At 64.1% G+C, this 17073-nt stretch carries 18 protein-coding genes; all 18 read right to left on the bottom strand.

What is annotated here, in order from left to right; translation table 11 throughout:
* Nucleotides 1-471, bottom strand: coding sequence for a flagellar motor switch protein FliN (fliN, locus tag ACVWZT_RS16430; protein WP_457470303.1), 471 nt, complete (start codon nt 469-471; stop codon nt 1-3).
* A gap of 47 nt (nt 472-518) precedes the next feature.
* Entirely contained in the window at nt 519-1487 is a 969-nt protein-coding gene (gene fliM / locus ACVWZT_RS16425; RefSeq protein ID WP_186679733.1) for a flagellar motor switch protein FliM, read from the bottom strand.
* Between the two features lie 9 nt (nt 1488-1496).
* Nucleotides 1497-1994, bottom strand: a complete 498-nt coding sequence (gene fliL / locus ACVWZT_RS16420) for a flagellar basal body-associated protein FliL (protein WP_296231554.1) — start codon at nt 1992-1994, stop codon at nt 1497-1499.
* Between the two features lie 134 nt (nt 1995-2128).
* A complete protein-coding gene (locus tag ACVWZT_RS16415; RefSeq protein WP_457470301.1) occupies nt 2129-3391 on the bottom strand; it encodes a flagellar hook-length control protein FliK in 1263 nt (420 codons plus the stop codon).
* 72 nt (nt 3392-3463) lie between these two features.
* Nucleotides 3464-3811, bottom strand: a complete 348-nt coding sequence (locus tag ACVWZT_RS16410) for an Hpt domain-containing protein (RefSeq protein ID WP_296231558.1) — start codon at nt 3809-3811, stop codon at nt 3464-3466.
* A gap of 49 nt (nt 3812-3860) precedes the next feature.
* The gene (locus tag ACVWZT_RS16405; RefSeq protein WP_457470299.1) at nt 3861-5552 is read right to left on the bottom strand and encodes a SpoIIE family protein phosphatase; all 1692 of its coding nucleotides are present in this window, start codon (nt 5550-5552) and stop codon (nt 3861-3863) included.
* An 8-nt stretch (nt 5553-5560) separates the two neighbouring features.
* A complete protein-coding gene (locus ACVWZT_RS16400) occupies nt 5561-5866 on the bottom strand; it encodes an STAS domain-containing protein (RefSeq protein WP_457470297.1) in 306 nt (101 codons plus the stop codon).
* A gap of 140 nt (nt 5867-6006) precedes the next feature.
* Entirely contained in the window at nt 6007-6459 is a 453-nt protein-coding gene (fliJ, locus tag ACVWZT_RS16395; protein WP_457470296.1) for a flagellar export protein FliJ, read from the bottom strand.
* A 6-nt stretch (nt 6460-6465) separates the two neighbouring features.
* Nucleotides 6466-7821, bottom strand: coding sequence for a flagellar protein export ATPase FliI (gene fliI, locus ACVWZT_RS16390; RefSeq protein ID WP_296231563.1), 1356 nt, complete (start codon nt 7819-7821; stop codon nt 6466-6468).
* Nucleotides 7811-8575: a flagellar assembly protein FliH gene (gene fliH, locus ACVWZT_RS16385; RefSeq protein ID WP_457470294.1), complete on the bottom strand. Its 765-nt coding sequence runs from the start codon at nt 8573-8575 to the stop codon at nt 7811-7813. The genes fliI and fliH overlap by 11 nt, the downstream gene beginning before the upstream one ends.
* Nucleotides 8576-8664: 89 nt before the next feature.
* Nucleotides 8665-9684 (bottom strand): flagellar motor switch protein FliG, encoded by a 1020-nt coding sequence (gene fliG, locus ACVWZT_RS16380; protein ID WP_013973604.1) that lies wholly within the window; start codon nt 9682-9684, stop codon nt 8665-8667.
* Nucleotides 9677-11455 (bottom strand): flagellar basal-body MS-ring/collar protein FliF, encoded by a 1779-nt coding sequence (gene fliF, locus ACVWZT_RS16375; protein ID WP_296231568.1) that lies wholly within the window; start codon nt 11453-11455, stop codon nt 9677-9679. The genes fliG and fliF overlap by 8 nt, the downstream gene beginning before the upstream one ends.
* Before the next feature lie 15 nt (nt 11456-11470).
* Nucleotides 11471-11803 (bottom strand): flagellar hook-basal body complex protein FliE, encoded by a 333-nt coding sequence (gene fliE, locus ACVWZT_RS16370; RefSeq protein WP_013973606.1) that lies wholly within the window; start codon nt 11801-11803, stop codon nt 11471-11473.
* Nucleotides 11804-11945: 142 nt separating this feature from the next.
* Complete coding sequence (locus tag ACVWZT_RS16365; RefSeq protein ID WP_457470291.1) at nt 11946-13307, bottom strand: sigma-54-dependent transcriptional regulator; 1362 nt, start codon at nt 13305-13307, stop codon at nt 11946-11948.
* Nucleotides 13307-14524 (bottom strand): sensor histidine kinase, encoded by a 1218-nt coding sequence (locus ACVWZT_RS16360; protein ID WP_457470290.1) that lies wholly within the window; start codon nt 14522-14524, stop codon nt 13307-13309. Before ACVWZT_RS16360 ends, ACVWZT_RS16365 begins: the two co-directional genes overlap by 1 nt.
* Nucleotides 14525-14653: 129 nt before the next feature.
* Nucleotides 14654-16129, bottom strand: coding sequence for a transcriptional regulator FleQ (gene fleQ / locus ACVWZT_RS16355; protein ID WP_296231571.1), 1476 nt, complete (start codon nt 16127-16129; stop codon nt 14654-14656).
* A gap of 169 nt (nt 16130-16298) precedes the next feature.
* The gene (locus ACVWZT_RS16350) at nt 16299-16595 is read right to left on the bottom strand and encodes a flagellar protein FliT (RefSeq protein ID WP_296231573.1); all 297 of its coding nucleotides are present in this window, start codon (nt 16593-16595) and stop codon (nt 16299-16301) included.
* 11 nt (nt 16596-16606) lie between these two features.
* The gene (fliS, locus tag ACVWZT_RS16345; RefSeq protein WP_296231574.1) at nt 16607-17002 is read right to left on the bottom strand and encodes a flagellar export chaperone FliS; all 396 of its coding nucleotides are present in this window, start codon (nt 17000-17002) and stop codon (nt 16607-16609) included.
* Nucleotides 17003-17073 lie beyond the last annotated feature (71 nt).

Raw genomic sequence — 17073 nt, 5'->3', positions numbered from 1 at the left:
TCAGCGCAGCTTCTTGATACGTTCGCTGGGGCTGATCACGTCGGTCAGGCGGATGCCGAACTTCTCGTTGACCACCACCACTTCGCCATGGGCGATCAGCGTGCCGTTGACCAGCACATCGAGCGGCTCACCGGCCAGGCGGTCCAGCTCGATGACCGAACCCTGGTTGAGCTGCAGCAGGTTGCGGATATTGATCTCGGTGCTGCCCACTTCCATGGAAATGTTCACCGGGATGTCCAGGATCACGTCCAGGTTCGGGCCTTCCAGGCTGACGTTCTCGCTTGGCTTCGGCGAGCTGGCGAACTCTTCCATCGGCAAGCGGCCCGGGCCGCCAACGCTGCTACCGGTGTCGCCACCCAGCAGTGCATCGATGTCGGCCTGCCCGGCTGCACCGGTTTCCTCCAGTGCCGCAGCCCATTCATCGGCCAGCGCCTGGTCCTCTGGGGAGGTGATCTCGTTTTCGTTAGCCATGATTTCCTCGACAGGCATTCAATACGTTATGAGCGACCGGCACGCCGTCAGCGGCGTTCGATCGGATCGATGATCTGCAGCGCCAGGTTGCCCTTGTGCGAACCCAGGCGCGCCTTGAACGAAGGCACGCCGTTGGCGCGCAGCACCAGGTGTTCGGGCAGCTCCACCGGAATCACGTCGCCTGGCTGCATGTGCAGGATGTCGCGCAGCTTCAACTGGCGCCGGGCGACCGTGGCACTCACCGGCACGGCCACGTCCAGCACGTCCTCGCGCAAGGCCTTGACCCAGCGCTCGTCCTGGTCGTCCAGGTCGGACTGGAAGCCGGCATCGAGCATTTCCCGCACCGGCTCGATCATCGAGTACGGCATGGTCACGTGCAGGTCGCCGCCACCGCCGTCCAGCTCGATGTGGAAGGTCGACACCACTACCGCCTCGCTGGGGCCGACGATGTTGGCCATGGCCGGGTTGACCTCCGAGTTCATGTACTCGAAAGTGACCGGCATGATCGCCTGCCAGGCTTCCCGCAGGTCAACGAAGCACTGGTCCAGCACCATGCGCACCACGCGTAGCTCGGTGGGGGTGAACTCGCGGCCTTCGATCTTGGCGTGACGGCCGTCGCCGCCAAAGAAATTGTCCACCAGCTTGAATACCAGCTTGGCATCGAGGATGAACAGCGAGGTGCCGCGCAGTGGCTTGATCTTGACCAGGTTGAGGCTGGTCGGGACGTACAGCGAATGCACGTATTCGCCGAACTTCATCACTTGCACGCCGCCTACCGCCACGTCGGCGGAGCGACGCAGCAGGTTGAACATGCTGATCCGGGTGTAACGGGCGAAGCGCTCGTTGATCATTTCCAGGGTCGGCATGCGACCCCGCACGATACGGTCCTGACTGGTCAGGTCATAGCTCTTGATGCTGCCAGGCTCGGTGGCACTCTCGGTCTGCACCAGACCGTCGTCGACGCCATGCAACAAGGCATCGATTTCATCCTGGGACAGCAGGTCCTGTACGGCCATTGCGGACTCCTACTGCAATACGAAATTGGTGAACAGCAACTGGTCGATGACCGGCTTGCCGACTTCCTTCTGCGCCACTTCCTGGACCACCGCGGTGGCCTTCTGGCGCAGCATCTCCTGCCCGACCGGGCTGCCAGCCAGGGTGTCGAAGCCTTGCCCGGAGAACATCATCACCAGGTTGTTGCGGATGACCGGCATGTGCACCTTGAGGGCGTCAAGGTCGGCCTGGTTGCGCGCCTGCAGGGTAATGCTCACCTGCATGTAGCGCTGGCGACCGTTCTGGTTGAAGTTGACCACGAAAGCCGGGGCCAGCGGCTCGTAGAGCGCCGCAGGCTTGACGTTGCCGGCCGTTGCCTCGGCGGCCGGGGCCGGCTCGCTCTTGTGCATGATGAACCAGGTGGCGCCGACCGATAGGCCAATCGCCAGCAACAGGCCGACGACCGCCAGCAGGATCAGCTTGAGTTTGCCTTTAGTGGCGGGGTCTTTGACTGCTTCGCTTTTCGCCATGCCAATAATCCGTCGTCCATCGGGGGTTCAAGGGAGGATGGCTTGGCTTGAGCAAGTGTTATGCCAGCTTTGGGCTTGATGGACCTTGCGCCTGCGAATCGAGCGCCGCACAACCCAAGGCATACGCCCTGGCATCAGGCGTAGTAATCGACCGCACTGTCACCGATGACCAGCTGCTGCTCCACAGGTCGGCTGCTGTCGGCGGTCTCGGTACCGCCCTGCTCCGCCTGCCGCGCCGCCACCCCGGACAATTGGCTGCCCTGGGCCTGCGCCTGCTGTTGCTGCTGCCCACGCGACTGATCGGCCACGTTGACGTCCGGCTGGGCCAGGCCCTGCTGGGTGAACAGTTCACGCAGGCGGTGTACCTGGCTGTCAAGGGCATCACGCACACCGGCGTGGCCACTGATGAAGGTGATCTGGGTCGACTGGTCCGTCGCAACATTGACGCGAATGTCCAGCCGACCAAGCTCTGCCGGCTCCAGCTGGATATCCGCCGACTTGAGGTTCTGGCTGGACAGGTACATGACCCGGTTGACCAGGCCCTCGGCCCAGGCGTTCTGGTTCATGGGCAGCGGCTGGTGCAACGGGCTGGCATTGACCGGCATGGCATTGGCGGTCTTGGCCGTGGCCGCCTGGGTCAGGTTGGCCAGACGGTTGGCGAAATCGTCGACGCGGGTGTCGCTGCTGGCGCTCTTGGTGTCCTTCAGGCCATCTTCGAGCAAGGCGCCGAAGGCCTTGTCGCCAGGCTCCCCACCGTCGGCTGCTGCACCATCGGCATTTTCCACCAGGCCCGCCAAGCTATTGACGGCCACAGACCCTTCTTCCGCCTGGGCTTGCGCCGGGTCAAGGGCATGGGCCGAGGTTGCTCCCTTGGCCTGGGCACTGTGCTCCAGCGCCAGGCGCAAGGTTGGCAGGTTGGCCAACGGGTCGGCGTCAGAGTCGAAGGTTTCCTCATCTGCCGGCGCCTCGGGCAGCGCGGCCGGAACCTGCGCCGTGGCGGCCTGCAGCACCGGTGCCACGGCCTCGGCCTGGGCCTGGATCAGTTGTGCGCCAGGCTGGGCGTCGGTGACCTGGCCAGCGACCAGGCTGGCATCGCGCATGTCGGTATCGGCCTGGGTGTCGGCTGGCAATGGTTTGCCGTCATCGGCAACAGCGGACTTGTCAGCAGGCTCGGTCTTGCCACCCTGCGCCGGCTCAGGTTTGTCCTTGGGCCTGCCCTGGGCGACCTTGTCGTTCTGCCCGACCGGCTTGTCCTGCCCCTGCCTGGCCATCACCTGGTCGAAGCCGGCGCCTTTGTCCGCTGGCGCCTGCAGCGGTTTGTCGGCCAGTGCGGGGGCCGACCGCGCGGGGTTGGCAATGGCGTTGGCTTGCAACAACGGGTTGGGTGCGACAGGCATCGAGCGGTCTCCGCGCCGGGAACAAAAAAGACATCCAGGCAGTGGAAAGCAAGAGTCGCGCCAAGTTACCCATCAACCCGCCGAAATACGTTGCTGCTCGCCCCGGTAGAAACGCTGTACCTCGAAGAACTCCCGATCTATACGGGAGATCAGGTCTTCGATGCCATACAGCGGCGGCCGTCGCGCGCGCTCCTCCAGCTGCTGGCACAGGCTGGCCAACGCAACCGCGCCCATGTTGCTGCTGCTGCCCTTGAAGCTGTGCGCGGCCGAACCGAGTTCCTCGGCACTTCTGGCCGCGTGCAGCTGGCCCAGGCGCCGTTCGGAGTCTTCGAGAAATGTCTGCACCAGTTGCAGGTAGCCATCTTCCATGACTTCACGCAGGTCGCTGAGTACCTTATGGTCAATATGCATGTCAGTCACTTGTTCACTCCCTTGATCAAGCCAGATTATGCCCGAGCCAGCCCGTGGCTCACCAGACGAACTCCACCTGCGCGCAACGCCCGCCTTCGCTCCAGCGCGCGCTGCTGGCCAGCCGCCGGACCAGGTTCAGGCCGCGTCCGCTCAGCCCCTGCTCCGTTGCAGGCCGCGCCAGCACCTGCTGCACATCGAAGCCGGCGCCACTGTCGCGGACCTCGATCATGAGACGCCCGCCGTCGCCGTACGGTTCAACCTTGAAGTCGATGCGCACGTAACCGTCGGTCAGCTGCATCAGGCGCCGGGCGCGTTCCTGGTAATAGGCGGCAAAGCCCTGCACATCGCGCTTGAGCTGCGAGTCCAGGCCCAGTACACCATGCTCCAGGGCGTTGGAATACAGCTCGCTGAGCACACTGTGAAGGTTGCCGGTACGCGCGCGCAGGCCGTGAATTTCCTGCAACAACTGCACCAGGTAAGGTACCGGGTTGAAGCGCTCCAGACTCTCGCCACGCACTTCGAACCGCAGCGACCAGTGCAGCGGGCTGGAGCGACCGCTGTCCGAGTAGATAACCGGCACCGGCACCCGCTCCTCGGCGCTGAGCATACGAATGTCGCACAGGCTGATGTCATCGCGCGGGCGCCCACCGAAGCGCTCCAGGGCCTGCATCACTTCATCGAACAACTGCGCCGGGTCACGGTTGTCGGCCAGCACCTTGCGCAGGCGCCGAACACCGAACAGGCGCTCCTGGTCGTCAGCGGTATCGATCACCCCGTCCGACAGCAGCAGCAAGCGCTCGCCCGGCGCCAGCGGCAGCACTTCGGTACTGTCATCGAAACGCTCGGCAGCTAGAATGCCCAGTGGCAGGTGTTGCGAACTCAATACCGACAGCACCTGCCCCTCTACCGACAGGCGATAGCCATCAGGCATGCCGCCGTTCCAGACTTCCACCGAACCGCGCTGCGCATTGAGGTCGAGCAACAGCGCGCAACAGAACATGTCCACTGGCAGGATGCGCTTGAGCTTGGCATTCATCTCGCGCAGGATCTGCGCGATACCGTAGCCCTTGGCGGTCATGCCATAGAACACTTCGGCCAGCGGCATCGCCCCTACCGCCGCCGGCAGGCCGTGGCCGGTGAAATCACCGAGCAGCACACGCATGTCGCCGGACGGCGTGAAGGCGGCCAGCATCAGGTCGCCATTGAACAGCGCGTAAGGTGACTGCAGATAGCGGATGTTGGGTGCGGCCAGGCACCCGGAGTGGGCCACCTTGTCGAACACCGCCTTGGCCACCCGCTGTTCGTTCAGCAGATGATCATGATGCCGGGCAATCTGGTCGCGCTGCTCCAGCACGGTGGCCTGCAGGCGGCGCAAGCGGTCCATGGCGCGAATCTTGGCGCCGAGTATCACTGCGCTGTAAGGTTTGGCCATGAAGTCATCGCCACCGGCCTCCAGGCAGCGCACCAGGCCCTCTTCCTCGTTCAGCGAAGTCAGGAAAATGATCGGCACCAGCGCCTCGCCGGCCAGCGCCTTGATCTGCCGCGCCGCCTCGAAGCCATCCATCACCGGCATCAACGCATCCAGCAGCACCAGTTGCGGGCGCCGCTCGATGAACACTGCCACCGCCTGCTCGCCGTTTTCCGCCGTGACCACCTGATGCCCCTGACGCCGGACGATCTGCGCCAGCAGCAGGCGGTCGGCGGCACCGTCCTCGGCGACCAGCACGGTCAACGCCTGCTCGGCCGGCATGTCGGCGCTCAACTGATATCGAAAAGTTTTTCGAAATTGGAGATGGCGAGGATCTTGCGAACATCGGAGCTGGCATGCACTACACGCACGTCCGAATCGTCACCACCGGCATGGTCGCGCAGCAACAGCAGCATGCCGAGCGCGGAACTGTCGAGGTACGTAGTATCCTTCAGGTCGACCACCACCGAATCGGGGCGGCTGGGCTGACGCTCGTAGGCGTCACGAAACTCCTGGTGCTTGCCGAAATCGAAGCGACCCTTGATCTTGATCGTCAGTTTTTTCCCGTCCTGCGAAAAATCAGTCTCGACTGCCATGCTAGCGATTCCTTCGATGATGGCGGATACGGCTGCTTAAAGGTTTAGCAGGCAACGGCGGGGGCTGCAAGCGATGCGGCTTGTGGATACAGGTTGCCTGTGCCGGCCACTTCGCGGATAAACCCGCCGCCAAAGGACCGTTAAAGCGGGGGCTGCCGTGGCAGGCGCTGGGACAGCTCATCGAGCAGGCGCTGTTCGCGCTTGTCTTCCGCACGCCGGGCTTCTTCCTGGTAGCGCTGCACCAGCTTGCGCAAGCCCTCCACCCGGGCATAGGCCTGCTGCCAGGTGCCACGCGCGTTGTTGAGGTTGTTCTGGTGCCAGACCAGGCTTTGCCGCTGCTGGGTCATGGCCGTTTCCAGTTGCCCGAGGAAACGCTGGTAGTTGACCAGCCAGCTGCCATTGACCCCCTGCCCGCCACGGTTGATCCACTGCAGCTGGTAATCCTCGCGGAACCGTTCGAGTTCAGCCAGCTTGGCCTGGGCCGTCGCCACCTGCTGCTGAAAATGCCCGAGGCGCTGGGCCGCCTTGCGCTCGGCCTCCTCGGCCATGTCCACCACCGGCGCCAGGCGCGCGGCACGTCCGGGCAGGGCCATGGCCTATCAGCTCGCCGGGGGCGTGAAGATCGCGCCCAACTGTTCGCGGCTTTGCGCCATGCCCACGTTCTCGTGCAGGCCCTGGCGCAGGAACTCGACCATCTGCGATTGCAAGGCGATAGCCAGGTCGGTTTCCGGATCGCCGCCGGCCACGTAGGCGCCCACGCTGATCAGGTCGCGGCTTTGCGAGAGGCGTGACCACAACTGCTTGAGCTTCTGCGCCTGGCGCAGATGGTCGGCATCGACCACCTGAGGCATGACGCGGCTGATCGAGGCCTCGATGTCGATGGCGGGATAATGGCCCTCCTCGGCCAGCCGGCGCGACAGCACGAAGTGGCCGTCGAGCACACCGCGCGCGGAGTCGGCGATCGGATCCTGCTGGTCGTCACCCTCGGACAGCACGGTGTAGAACGCAGTGATCGACCCCCCGCCCGGCTCGCCGTTACCCGCCCGCTCCACCAGCTTGGGCAGCTTGGCGAATACCGACGGCGGGTAACCGCGGGTGGCCGGCGGCTCGCCGATGGCCAAGGCGATTTCCCGCTGGGCCTGGGCGAAACGGGTCAGCGAGTCCATCAGCAACAGCACGTTCTTGCCCTTGTCGCGGAAGTACTCGGCAATGCGCGTGCAGTACATGGCGGCGCGCAGGCGCATCAATGGCGCATCGTCGGCGGGCGAAGCGACCACCACCGAGCGCTTGAGGCCTTCTTCACCTAGGATATGCTCGATGAATTCCTTCACCTCGCGGCCACGCTCACCGATCAGGCCGACGACGATGATCTCGGCTTCGGTGAAGCGGGTCATCATGCCCAGCAGCACCGATTTACCCACGCCGGTACCCGCGAACAGGCCCAGGCGCTGGCCACGGCCCACCGTCAGCAACCCGTTGATGCTGCGAATACCTACGTCCAGCGGCTTGCTGATCGGGTCGCGGTTGAGCGGGTTGATCACCGGCCCGTCCATCGGCACCCAGTCCTCGGCCTTCATCCCGCCCTTGCCATCCAGCGGCCGGCCGGCACCGTCGAGTACCCGGCCAAGCATGCTCATGCCCATCGGCAGACGGCCACTGTCATCCAGCGGTACCACCCGGGCGCCCGGGGCGATGCCGACGATGCTGCCAACCGGCATCAGGAACACTTTGGTCCCGGCAAAGCCCATGACTTCGGCCTCGACCTGCACCGGGTGGTAGCTGTCGTCGTTGATCACCAGGCAGCGGGTACCGACCGCCGCGCGCAGGCCTTCTGCCTCCAGGGTGAGGCCGACCATGCGCAGCAGGCGGCCTTCCACCACCGGCTGGGCCGGCAGGTCGACAGCCTCGGCATAGCCGCCCAGCCGTTTGCCGAAGCTGGTGCGCTCAAGCTTCATCGGGGCGGGCCAGATCGACGGCGATATCGGCTGCCGCCGGATGCAGGGAATGGTCATGCAAGCGGTCGAACAGTTGCGCCACGGCTTTCTCGATGCGGGTTTCCATGGTGGCGTCGATACGGCTGTGGGCGGTCTCGATGCGACAGCCGCCCGGCAGCAGCGCACTGTCCTCGAGCAACCGCCAGTTCTCCTCATGGCGTTCGCGCAGCGCCTTGACCAGCTCGAAGTCCTGGGGGTTGAGGTGGATCCGGATGTTGTCCGCGCCCATGGGCAGCAGCTTGAGCGCCTCGCGCAGCACCTGGGTGATGTGGCTGGAATCGCCGCGCAGTTCGCGACCGATGACCTGGCGCGTCATGTGCGCCACCAGGTGGATCACCGATTTCTCGATCTGCGTATCCTGTTCGGCGATCGGCTCCATCAGGTTGGTCATCAGTCGCTCAAGGCTTTCCAGCTTGGCCTTCAGGGCTTCTTCGGCTTCCTGGCGCACCTTCAGCTGGGTGCTGTGGAAGCCCTCGCGCTCGCCGGTGGCGAAGCCTTCGTTGTAGGCCTCCTGGCGGATGGCTTCGAGTTCTTCCAGGGTCAGCGGCTGGACTTCCTCCAGCGGCACTTCCTCGACTTCTTCCTCGATGACCTCGGGCTCCGGCTCGGGTTCGGGCTCCGGCTGCGGGTCGAAGCTGGGCAGCGCCCACACATCCACGCCCTCGAGGTCGTGGGCGCGGATCAGGTCGCTGGGGTGACGTTCTTTGGTGGGCATGTTTTCAAGTACTCAATAGCCATCAGCAACCTACGCCCCCTGCTGGAGGCGCGGCGCCTGATCGACAGCGGAGCGCGTCGCCTGGTGGATCAGATCATTTCCTCGGCGCCCTTGCCGCCGAGCACGATCTCGCCGGCCTCGGCCATGCGTCGGGCGATGGTGAGGATTTCCTTCTGCGCCGTTTCCACGTCGCTGACCCGCACCGGTCCCTTGGCCTCCAGGTCGTCGCGCAGCAGCTCGGAAGCACGTTTGGACATGTTCTTGAAAATCTTGTCCTTGACCCGCTCGTCGGCGCCCTTGAGCGACACCACCAGCACATCCGACGACACTTCGCGCAGCAGCGCCTGGATGCCACGGTCGTCGACGTCGGCCAGGTTGTTGAAGACGAACATCAGGTCCTCGATCTGCTCCGACAGGTCGCTGTCGATTTCGCGGATCGCGTCCATCAGTGCACCTTCGACCGAACTGTCGAGGAAGTTCATGATGTCGGCCGCACGCTTGATACCGCCCAAGGTGGTGCGCGCCGCATTGGAGTTGCCCGAGAACTGCTTCTCGAGGATCTGGTTCAACTCTTTCAGCGCCGCCGGTTGCACGGTGTTCAGCGAGGAGACGCGCAAGACGATGTCCAGGCGCACCTTGTGGTCGAAATTGCTCAGCACTTCGCCAGCCTGGTCGGGGTCGAGGTAGGCCACCACGATGGCCTGGATCTGCGGGTGCTCGTAGCGGATCACGTCGGCCACGGCACGCGGCTCCATCCACTTGAGGCTGTCCAGGCCGCTGGTGTTGCCACCGAGCAGGATGCGGTCGACCAGGCCATTGGCCTTGTCCTCACCCAGGGCCTGGTTGAGCATCTTGCGGATGTACGCGTCGGAACCGACGCCCAGGCTGGTCTGGTCGCCGACGATCTCGACGAACTCGCTCATCACCTGCTCGACCTGGTCGCGGTGCACATTGCCCATCTGCGCCATCGCCACACCGACCCGCTGCACTTCCTTGGGCCCCATGTGGCGCAGCACCTGGGCTGCATCGGTCTCGCCCAGCGAGAGCAGGAGGATCGCCGCTTTGTCGACGCGGCTCAGCTTGGCGGTAACGGCTCGGTTATCACTCATCGGCGTTGATCCACTCTTTCACGACCTGGGCCACACGGCCCGGGTCTTCGGCCACCAGGCCTTTGATTGCGTTGAGCTGTGCCTCGTAGCCCTCGGTCGGACTAGGCAGCAGAATGCTTGTCGGGCCACCCAGAGTGACGCGGTCGCTGGCCAGTTCGCCATCCAACCCCACCATGCCGCCCAGCTCCATGTCGCTATCCTGGGCAGCCTGCTTGCCGCCCCCGGTAATATTGTTCAACACCGGCCGCAGTACACCGAACACCAGCACCAGGATGAACACCACGCCCAGCACCTGTTTGACGATGTCCCAGAACCACGGCTGCTGGTAGAAGGCGATATCGGCGATTTCCTCACCACGGTCGGCAGCGAACGGCACGTTGATTACCGTCACGCTGTCGCCACGGCTGGCATCGAAACCGACCGCGTCCTGCACCAGGCGGGTGAAGCGCGCCAGGTCCTCGGCGCCCCACGGCGCACGGGTGGTGTCACCGGTGGCCGGGTCGACCTTGACCTGGTCATCGACGACCACGGCCACCGACAGGCGGGTCATGCGCCCCTGCTGCTGGCGGGTATGGCTGATGGAGCGGTCCAGCTCGAAGTTCTTGGTGCTCTGCTGACGCTTGTCCGACGGGTACGGCGCCAGCATCGGCTGGCCGGTGGCCGGGTCCATGATCTGCTGGCCATTGGCGTCTACCAGCGGCTGGCCGGGCTGGATAGCCGCCGCCGGCGTGGCAGCGCCACCGGTGGTCTGCGGTGCCGAGGCCGGGCCTGGCGGCTGGTTGCTCAGCGCACCAGGCACCCCCTGCGGGCCCTGGCTGCTGGCACGTTGTTCGTCGACCGACTGCTCGCTGCGCAATGCCGGCTGGTCGGGGTTGAACTGCTCGGAGGTGGATTCGACCGCGCTGAAGTCCAGGTCGGCAGACACTTCGGCCTTGTAGCGGTCATTGCCCAGCACCGGCTGCAGGATGTTGTGCACGCGCTGGGTGAGCATGCTTTCCACCCGGCGGCTGTAGTCGAACTGCTTGCCAGCCTGGGTCAGAGCGGTGTCCTGGATCTGCTCGGACAGCAGGTTGCCTTTCTGGTCGACCACGGTGACCTGGGACTTGTCCAGTTCCGGCACGCTGGTCGCGACCAGGTTGACGATGGCCATCACCTGCCCGGCTTCCAGGGCACGGCCCGGATACAGCTCGACCAGCACCGAGGCGCTGGGCTTGCGCTCGTCACGCACGAACACCGAGCTTTTCGGAATCGCCAGGTGTACTCGCGCGCCCTTGACATTGTTCAGGCTGGACACGGTACGCGCCAGCTCACCCTCCAGGCTGCGACGATAACGGGTGGCCTCCATGAACTGGCTGGTGCCCAGCCCCTGCTCCTTGTCGAGCAGTTCGAAGCCGATATTGCCATCGCTCGGCGCCACGCCGGCCGCGGCCAGTTTCAGGCGCGCACGGGAGAGGTCGTCGGCCTTGACCAGCAGAGCGCCGGAATTGGGCTCGACGTTGTAGGGGATGTCGGCCGCGGCCAAAGTATCCATGACCTGCTTGGTATCCATGCCCGCCAGGCTGCCGTACAGCGGGCGGTAGTCCGGTTGTTGCGACCACAGCACCACGGCAAAGCCGATCGCCACGCTGGCGGCCAGGCCGACCAACAGGCCGATCTGACGCAGCATGGGCATCTGCGCGATGTTTTCCAGAAACGCCATGCCGAACAGCGGCGGCTTGGCCGCTGGCGGACCGCTTTTCACGGGGGCGTTGTCGACGACTGCTTCAGCCATGGATTATGTCCGTCCTCAAACCGGCATCTGCATGATGTCCTGGTACGCCTGGACCAGCTTGTTGCGTACCTGGGTCAGGGCCTGCATCGATACGCTGGCCTTTTGCGAAGCGATCATGACGTCAGTCAGGTCGACGCCGCTCTTGCCGATCTCGAAGGCGTTGGCCAGCTGGGTCGAAGCCTGCTGCGTCTCATGCACCTTGCCGATGGCCTGGCCGAGCATGTCGGCAAAGGTACTCTGCCCCGGTGCCAGCTCGGGGGCTGCAGCTACCTTGGGCAGCGACATGGCGTCGGCCTGCATGGCCCGCATGTCCAACATCAGACGATTGAATTCAACACCTTGGCTCATGACCCTTCTCTCTCCTGCGGCCGCATTTTTTTGACGTGATGCGGCGGATAGCCTACCTAAAGCAACAAAGGTGCCAGCCTGCGACCAACCCGGTTTTTTACGCCCCCTGCAGGAGCGGCCTCGTGCGGTTCCGTAAGTTGTGTCAGCCGAACAGGCTGGCTTCGACGTCGAACCCGGCATCGCGCATCTGCGCCAGTTTGTAGCGCAAGGTGCGTGGGCTTATTCCCAGCCGTTCAGCCGCTTCTTTGCGGCGACCACGCTCGGCGCGCAGGGTGTCGATGATCATCTGGTACTCGTGGCGGCGCATGTCATCACCCAACCCGCCCGCCTCGACGACCGCGTCCGGTGGTGGCTCGCTGCCAGCTGACAATGGAATGGCGCCCGCCAGACAAAAATCCGCCGCCTCGATCACGCCGCCCTGTTGCAGGATCAACGCGCGCTGCAGGGCGTTGTCCAGTTCGCGTACGTTGCCCGGCCAGGCATGCGCCTGCAGGCAGGCGCGAGCCTCGGACGACAGGCGCACCGGCGCATGCTTCATCTTGGCCACATGGCGGGCCAGCAGCCGCTCGGCCAGTTGCAGGATGTCGCCCGGGCGTTCGCGCAGCGGGCGCCAGGCCAGAGGGAACACCGACAGCCGGTAGAACAGGTCTTCGCGGAAACGCCCGGCCGCCACCTCGCCGGCCAGGTCACGGTTGGTGGTAGCCAGCACGCGGATATCCAGGCTGATCGGTTTGCGCCCGCCTACCCGCTCTACTTCACGCTCCTGCAGCACCCGCAGCAACTTGGCTTGCAGGGCCAGCGGCATTTCCGAAATCTCGTCGAGCAGCAAGGTGCCGCCGTCGGCCTGTTCGAACTTGCCGGCCTGGGCGGCAATGGCGCCGGTGAAGGCACCCTTCTCATGGCCGAACAAGGTGGCCTCGAGCATGTTATCGGGGATGGCCGCGCAATTGATTGCCACGAACGGTTGCGCGGCCCGCGGCGACTGCTGGTGGATGTAGCGCGCCAGCACTTCCTTGCCGGTGCCCGACTCACCCGAAATCAGCACGGTCGAGTCGCTGCGCGCCACACGCGCGGCCAACTCCAGCAATTGCCGGCTGGCCGGCTCGCAAGCGACCGGGCCGTCTTCCTCGGCCGCCCCCAGTCGCCCGGCAGCATGGCGCTCGACCAGACTGAGCAGGGCCTTGGGCTCGAATGGCTTGACCAGGTAATCAGCAGCGCCCTGGCGCATGGCCTCGACAGCGCGCTCCACGGCGGCATGCGCGGTCATCAGCAATACCGGCAACTGCGGCTGCTGGCGGCGCAACTGGGCCAACAGCTGGTGCCCGTCCATGCCGGGCATGTTGACATCGCTGACCACCAGGCTGAAGGCTTGTTGCTGCACCGCCACCAGGGCTTCCTCGGCACTACCTACCGCCTGGTAGGCGAAACCGCCGATGTCCAGGGTATCGCCCAGCGCCTGGCGCAATACCCGGTCGTCTTCCACCAGCAGCACCTTGATCGCCATTACGCGCCCTCCGCCAACTGCCCGTCGATCAACGGCAGCTCCACCCGCACGCAGGTACCCCGGCCAACCTTCGAGCGCAGGCTGAGCGAGCCCTGATGCGCACGCACCACGGCCTTGACCACGGCCAGACCCAGGCCGGTGCCGGTGGGCCTGGTGGTCAGGAACGGTTCGCCCAGGCGCCCGAGCAGGCCTGCCGCGATGCCACTGCCGGCGTCGCTCACGCACAGGTGCAAGGTACGCTGGCGGCGGAACAGATGCACCTTCAACCGCGCCGGGCTGTCGCTGGCCTGCAGGGCATTCTCGATCAGGTTGAGCAAGGCACCGACCAGGGTATCGCGGTTGCATAGCAGCTCACCGAGGTGGCTGTCGCACTGCCAGCGCACGGTGTGCCCCTGTACATGCACCTGGGCTGCCTGCTGCAACGCCTGGAACAATGCCTTTGGCGTTATCCGGTCACCCAGCGGCAATTCGCCACGGGCAAATACCAGCATGTCGCGCACCTGGTGCTCAAGCTCGTGCAGGCGCTCTTTCAGGGTACCGGCAAAACGCTGGCGGGTTTCCATACTCAGGTCTTGTTCGGGATCTGCCAGGTGGCTGGCGTAGAGCATGGCCGCCGACAGCGGCGTGCGGATCTGGTGGGCCAGCGAGGCGACCATGCGCCCCAGCGACGACAGCCGTTCATGGCGGGCCAGCTGGTCCTGCAGGCGACGGGTTTCAGTCAGGTCGTTGAGCAGCACCAACTGGCCTGGCTCGGCATCCAGCGAGCGGGTGGCAATAGACAGGCGGCGACCGTCGCGCAGCGAGACTTCGTGGCCGTCGTCCTTGCGTGGGGCAAAGCTGCGTGCGATCACCTGGCGCCACAGCTGGCCGATCAGCGGCTCTCCGAGCAGTTCACAGGCGGCCGGGTTGGCTTCACGCACCAGGCCCTGGCCATCGATCACGATCACCCCGCCTGGCAGCAGGTCCAGCAAATTCTGCAGGCGGTTGGCCAGGCGCTCCTTTTCGCTCAGCTCGGCAATGCGCTGGGCACTGACCACCGCCAGTTCACCCTTGAGTTCGCTGACCCGCGCCTCGAGCAGACTGTAGGACTGACTCAGTTGGCTGGACACCTGATTGAACAGGGCAAAGGCCTGTTCGACGCCCTGGCGGCTTTCCTGTTCGACCAGGGTTTGCCCCTGCGCAAAGGGGGCTCGGGATACGTGGGCGGCCTGGGGCATCGTGCTCTCTCGCGTGGCTGACCGTCATAAAAACGGTATGTTGCCAGCGGTGTAGCAATAGCCGTGCCGGAGCTGGGGACTTGTGCCGCCTGCACCCGCGAAGGGGCCGATACAGGCGACCGCCAGGCGTCAATCCTCCGCCTGTTCCTCGCCACCCTGACGGCTCATGCCGTACTTGCGCATTTTCTCGACCAGGGTAGTGCGACGAATGCGCAACCGCTCGGCCGCACGCGCGACGATACCGTTGGCGTCGTCCAGGGCCTGCTGGATCAGACCCTGCTCCAGGCTGCCGAGGTAGTCCTTCAGGTCCAGGCCTTCAGGGGGCAGCATCGCGTGGTTGCTGAAGTTCGGCGCGTGGCCATTGATTGCCACGCGCTCTTCGAGGTCGCTGCGCAGGCTATCGACCATCTGCTCGTCTTCGTCATCGACGTAACGGAATTTCTTCGGCAGCTCGGATACGCCGATCACTCCATATGGATGCATGATCGCCATGCGCTCGACCAGGTTGGCCAGCTCACGCACGTTACCCGGCCAGCCATGCCGACACAGCGACATGATCGCGGCAGAGTTGAAACGGATGGAACCGCGCTTCTCGTGCTCCATGCGCGAGATCAGCTCGTTCATCAGCAGCGGTATGTCCTCCACCCGCTCACGCAGCGGCGCCATCTCGATGGGGAACACGTTGAGGCGATAGTACAGGTCTTCGCGGAACGTGCCCTCCTCGATCATGGTCTCGAGGTTCTTGTGGGTCGCGGCGATGATGCGTACATCGATGCTCTGGGTCTTGTTGCTGCCCACGCGCTCGAATGTACGTTCCTGCAGTACGCGCAACAGCTTGACCTGCATCGGCAACGGCATGTCGCCGATTTCGTCGAGGAACAGGGTACCGCCGTTGGCCAGCTCGAAGCGCCCGGCACGGCTGGTGATGGCCCCGGTAAAGGCACCTTTCTCGTGGCCGAACAGTTCGCTTTCCAGCAGTTCGGCCGGGATCGCCCCGCAGTTGACCGGCACGAATGGCGCTTCGCGGCGCTTGGAATGGTAGTGGAGGTTGCGCGCCACCACTTCCTTGCCGGTGCCGGACTCGCCGAGGATCAGCACACTGGCATCGGTATCGGCCACCTGCTGCATCATCTGCCGCACATGCTGGATGGCACGGCTGGTGCCGACCAGGCTGCGGAACAGGTTCGGTTCGCGCTGGCGCCCACGCTCGCGTGCCTGGTCGTACATCTCGCGGTAGACCTGGGCACGGTGCAGCGAATCCAGCAACTGGCTGTAGCTCGGCGGCATTTCCAGATTGGAAAGCACCCGACGACGAAGGTCCTCCGGGAGCTCTGCAGAAGAAATTTCACCTAAAAGCAGAACGGGAAGGAACTCATCCCACCCTGCCACTGTCTTAACCAGCCCAAGGAGATTGCCCGGAGCATTCACAGCACCGATGAGCACGCACAGCACTTCACGACTGGAAGACAACGGCTCGACCATTTGCTGCCAGTCATGGCTGGAGCAAGCGAGGTTTTCTTCACCCAGGAAGTTGAGCACCACCGCGAGATCGCGGCGGCGTGCGCTGTCGTCATCGATCAGCAGAATCTTGGTTTCACGCCACATGCAATAGCAACTTCCCTAGTCATATCGGCGCCCAGCATGGGCGTGTTCGACATCATTCCGACTGAATGGTCAGTGTTCGGACGTCTGAAATTCGAAAACAGCCACTAGTAAAGTCAAAAATCACCAGCCAGTCAAATTAATGGCGCATGGCTTTTGGCAACATCTGTGGTCACGAGAACAGATGGTATACCTTCGCGGCGTTTTTCGCCTGACGGATTTTCGTCATTTCGTCGACCAGGGATTGACGCTCGCCACTTGCAACTTCAATTAGTTGGCGATAAACGCTCAATAATTGCTCAAGGCTGGCACTGACATCGGCCTCGTTGCCCTTTGCCTCGGTCAGCATGTCGCTGATGCGCAGGCGGCACTCCAGGTCCAATTGCCCTACTGCCTCCCAGTCACGGTTGGCCAGCGCCGCCAGCAGCAGCTCCCGGGTTTGCTCGATTCCGGCGATAACGTCGCTCATGTCAATGCTTGTCAGGCCGTCGGCGACTGATCGCCGATTGCGTCCCAACCCTCCTTCACAGTGATCAGCAGGCGCGCCACCTCATCGATGATGTCGGGGTCACCCTTGGCGTTGGCTTCGATCAGCCGACGACTCATGTAGGTATACAGGCTGTCCAGGTCGGCCAGGCTGTCGGCGTGGTTTTCCAGGTCCAGGCCTTCGCGCAAGCCGCCGATGATGTCGATGGCCTTGCCAATGAGAATGCCACGTTGCGCGATGTCATTGCGCGCTATGGCGCCCTTGGCCTGCGCCATGCGGTCAAGGCCACCCTGCATGAGCATCTGCACCAGACGGTGCGGGCTTGCTTCGGATGTCTGCGCCACGCCGTTGACTTTCTGATACTGCCGAAGGGCCAACATCGGGTTCATGGATCTACCTCGTTGCTGCGAAAAAGGTTGCTTGTACCCTGTGTATCGCCGGGACGTCAAAAAACTTTAGC

It is taken from the genome of Pseudomonas sp. TE21394, from assembly GCF_054057835.1.
The sequence above is the reverse complement of the archived record's forward strand: the minus strand, read 5'-3'. Positions and strand labels throughout refer to the sequence as shown.

Coding starts and splice junctions, on each gene's coding strand:
- fliN (WP_457470303.1), bottom strand. CDS start 471: ATGGCTAACGAAAACGAGATCACCTCCCCAGAGGACCAGGCGCTGGCC.
- fliM (WP_186679733.1), bottom strand. CDS start 1,487: ATGGCCGTACAGGACCTGCTGTCCCAGGATGAAATCGATGCCTTGTTG.
- fliL (WP_296231554.1), bottom strand. CDS start 1,994: ATGGCGAAAAGCGAAGCAGTCAAAGACCCCGCCACTAAAGGCAAACTC.
- ACVWZT_RS16415 (WP_457470301.1), bottom strand. CDS start 3,391: ATGCCTGTCGCACCCAACCCGTTGTTGCAAGCCAACGCCATTGCCAAC.
- ACVWZT_RS16405 (WP_457470299.1), bottom strand. CDS start 5,552: ATGCCGGCCGAGCAGGCGTTGACCGTGCTGGTCGCCGAGGACGGTGCC.
- ACVWZT_RS16400 (WP_457470297.1), bottom strand. CDS start 5,866: ATGGCAGTCGAGACTGATTTTTCGCAGGACGGGAAAAAACTGACGATC.
- fliJ (WP_457470296.1), bottom strand. CDS start 6,459: ATGGCCCTGCCCGGACGTGCCGCGCGCCTGGCGCCGGTGGTGGACATG.
- fliI (WP_296231563.1), bottom strand. CDS start 7,821: ATGAAGCTTGAGCGCACCAGCTTCGGCAAACGGCTGGGCGGCTATGCC.
- fliH (WP_457470294.1), bottom strand. CDS start 8,575: ATGCCCACCAAAGAACGTCACCCCAGCGACCTGATCCGCGCCCACGAC.
- fliG (WP_013973604.1), bottom strand. CDS start 9,684: ATGAGTGATAACCGAGCCGTTACCGCCAAGCTGAGCCGCGTCGACAAA.
- fliF (WP_296231568.1), bottom strand. CDS start 11,455: ATGGCTGAAGCAGTCGTCGACAACGCCCCCGTGAAAAGCGGTCCGCCA.
- fliE (WP_013973606.1), bottom strand. CDS start 11,803: ATGAGCCAAGGTGTTGAATTCAATCGTCTGATGTTGGACATGCGGGCC.
- ACVWZT_RS16365 (WP_457470291.1), bottom strand. CDS start 13,307: ATGGCGATCAAGGTGCTGCTGGTGGAAGACGACCGGGTATTGCGCCAG.
- ACVWZT_RS16360 (WP_457470290.1), bottom strand. CDS start 14,524: ATGCCCCAGGCCGCCCACGTATCCCGAGCCCCCTTTGCGCAGGGGCAA.
- fleQ (WP_296231571.1), bottom strand. CDS start 16,129: ATGTGGCGTGAAACCAAGATTCTGCTGATCGATGACGACAGCGCACGC.
- ACVWZT_RS16350 (WP_296231573.1), bottom strand. CDS start 16,595: ATGAGCGACGTTATCGCCGGAATCGAGCAAACCCGGGAGCTGCTGCTG.
- fliS (WP_296231574.1), bottom strand. CDS start 17,002: ATGAACCCGATGTTGGCCCTTCGGCAGTATCAGAAAGTCAACGGCGTG.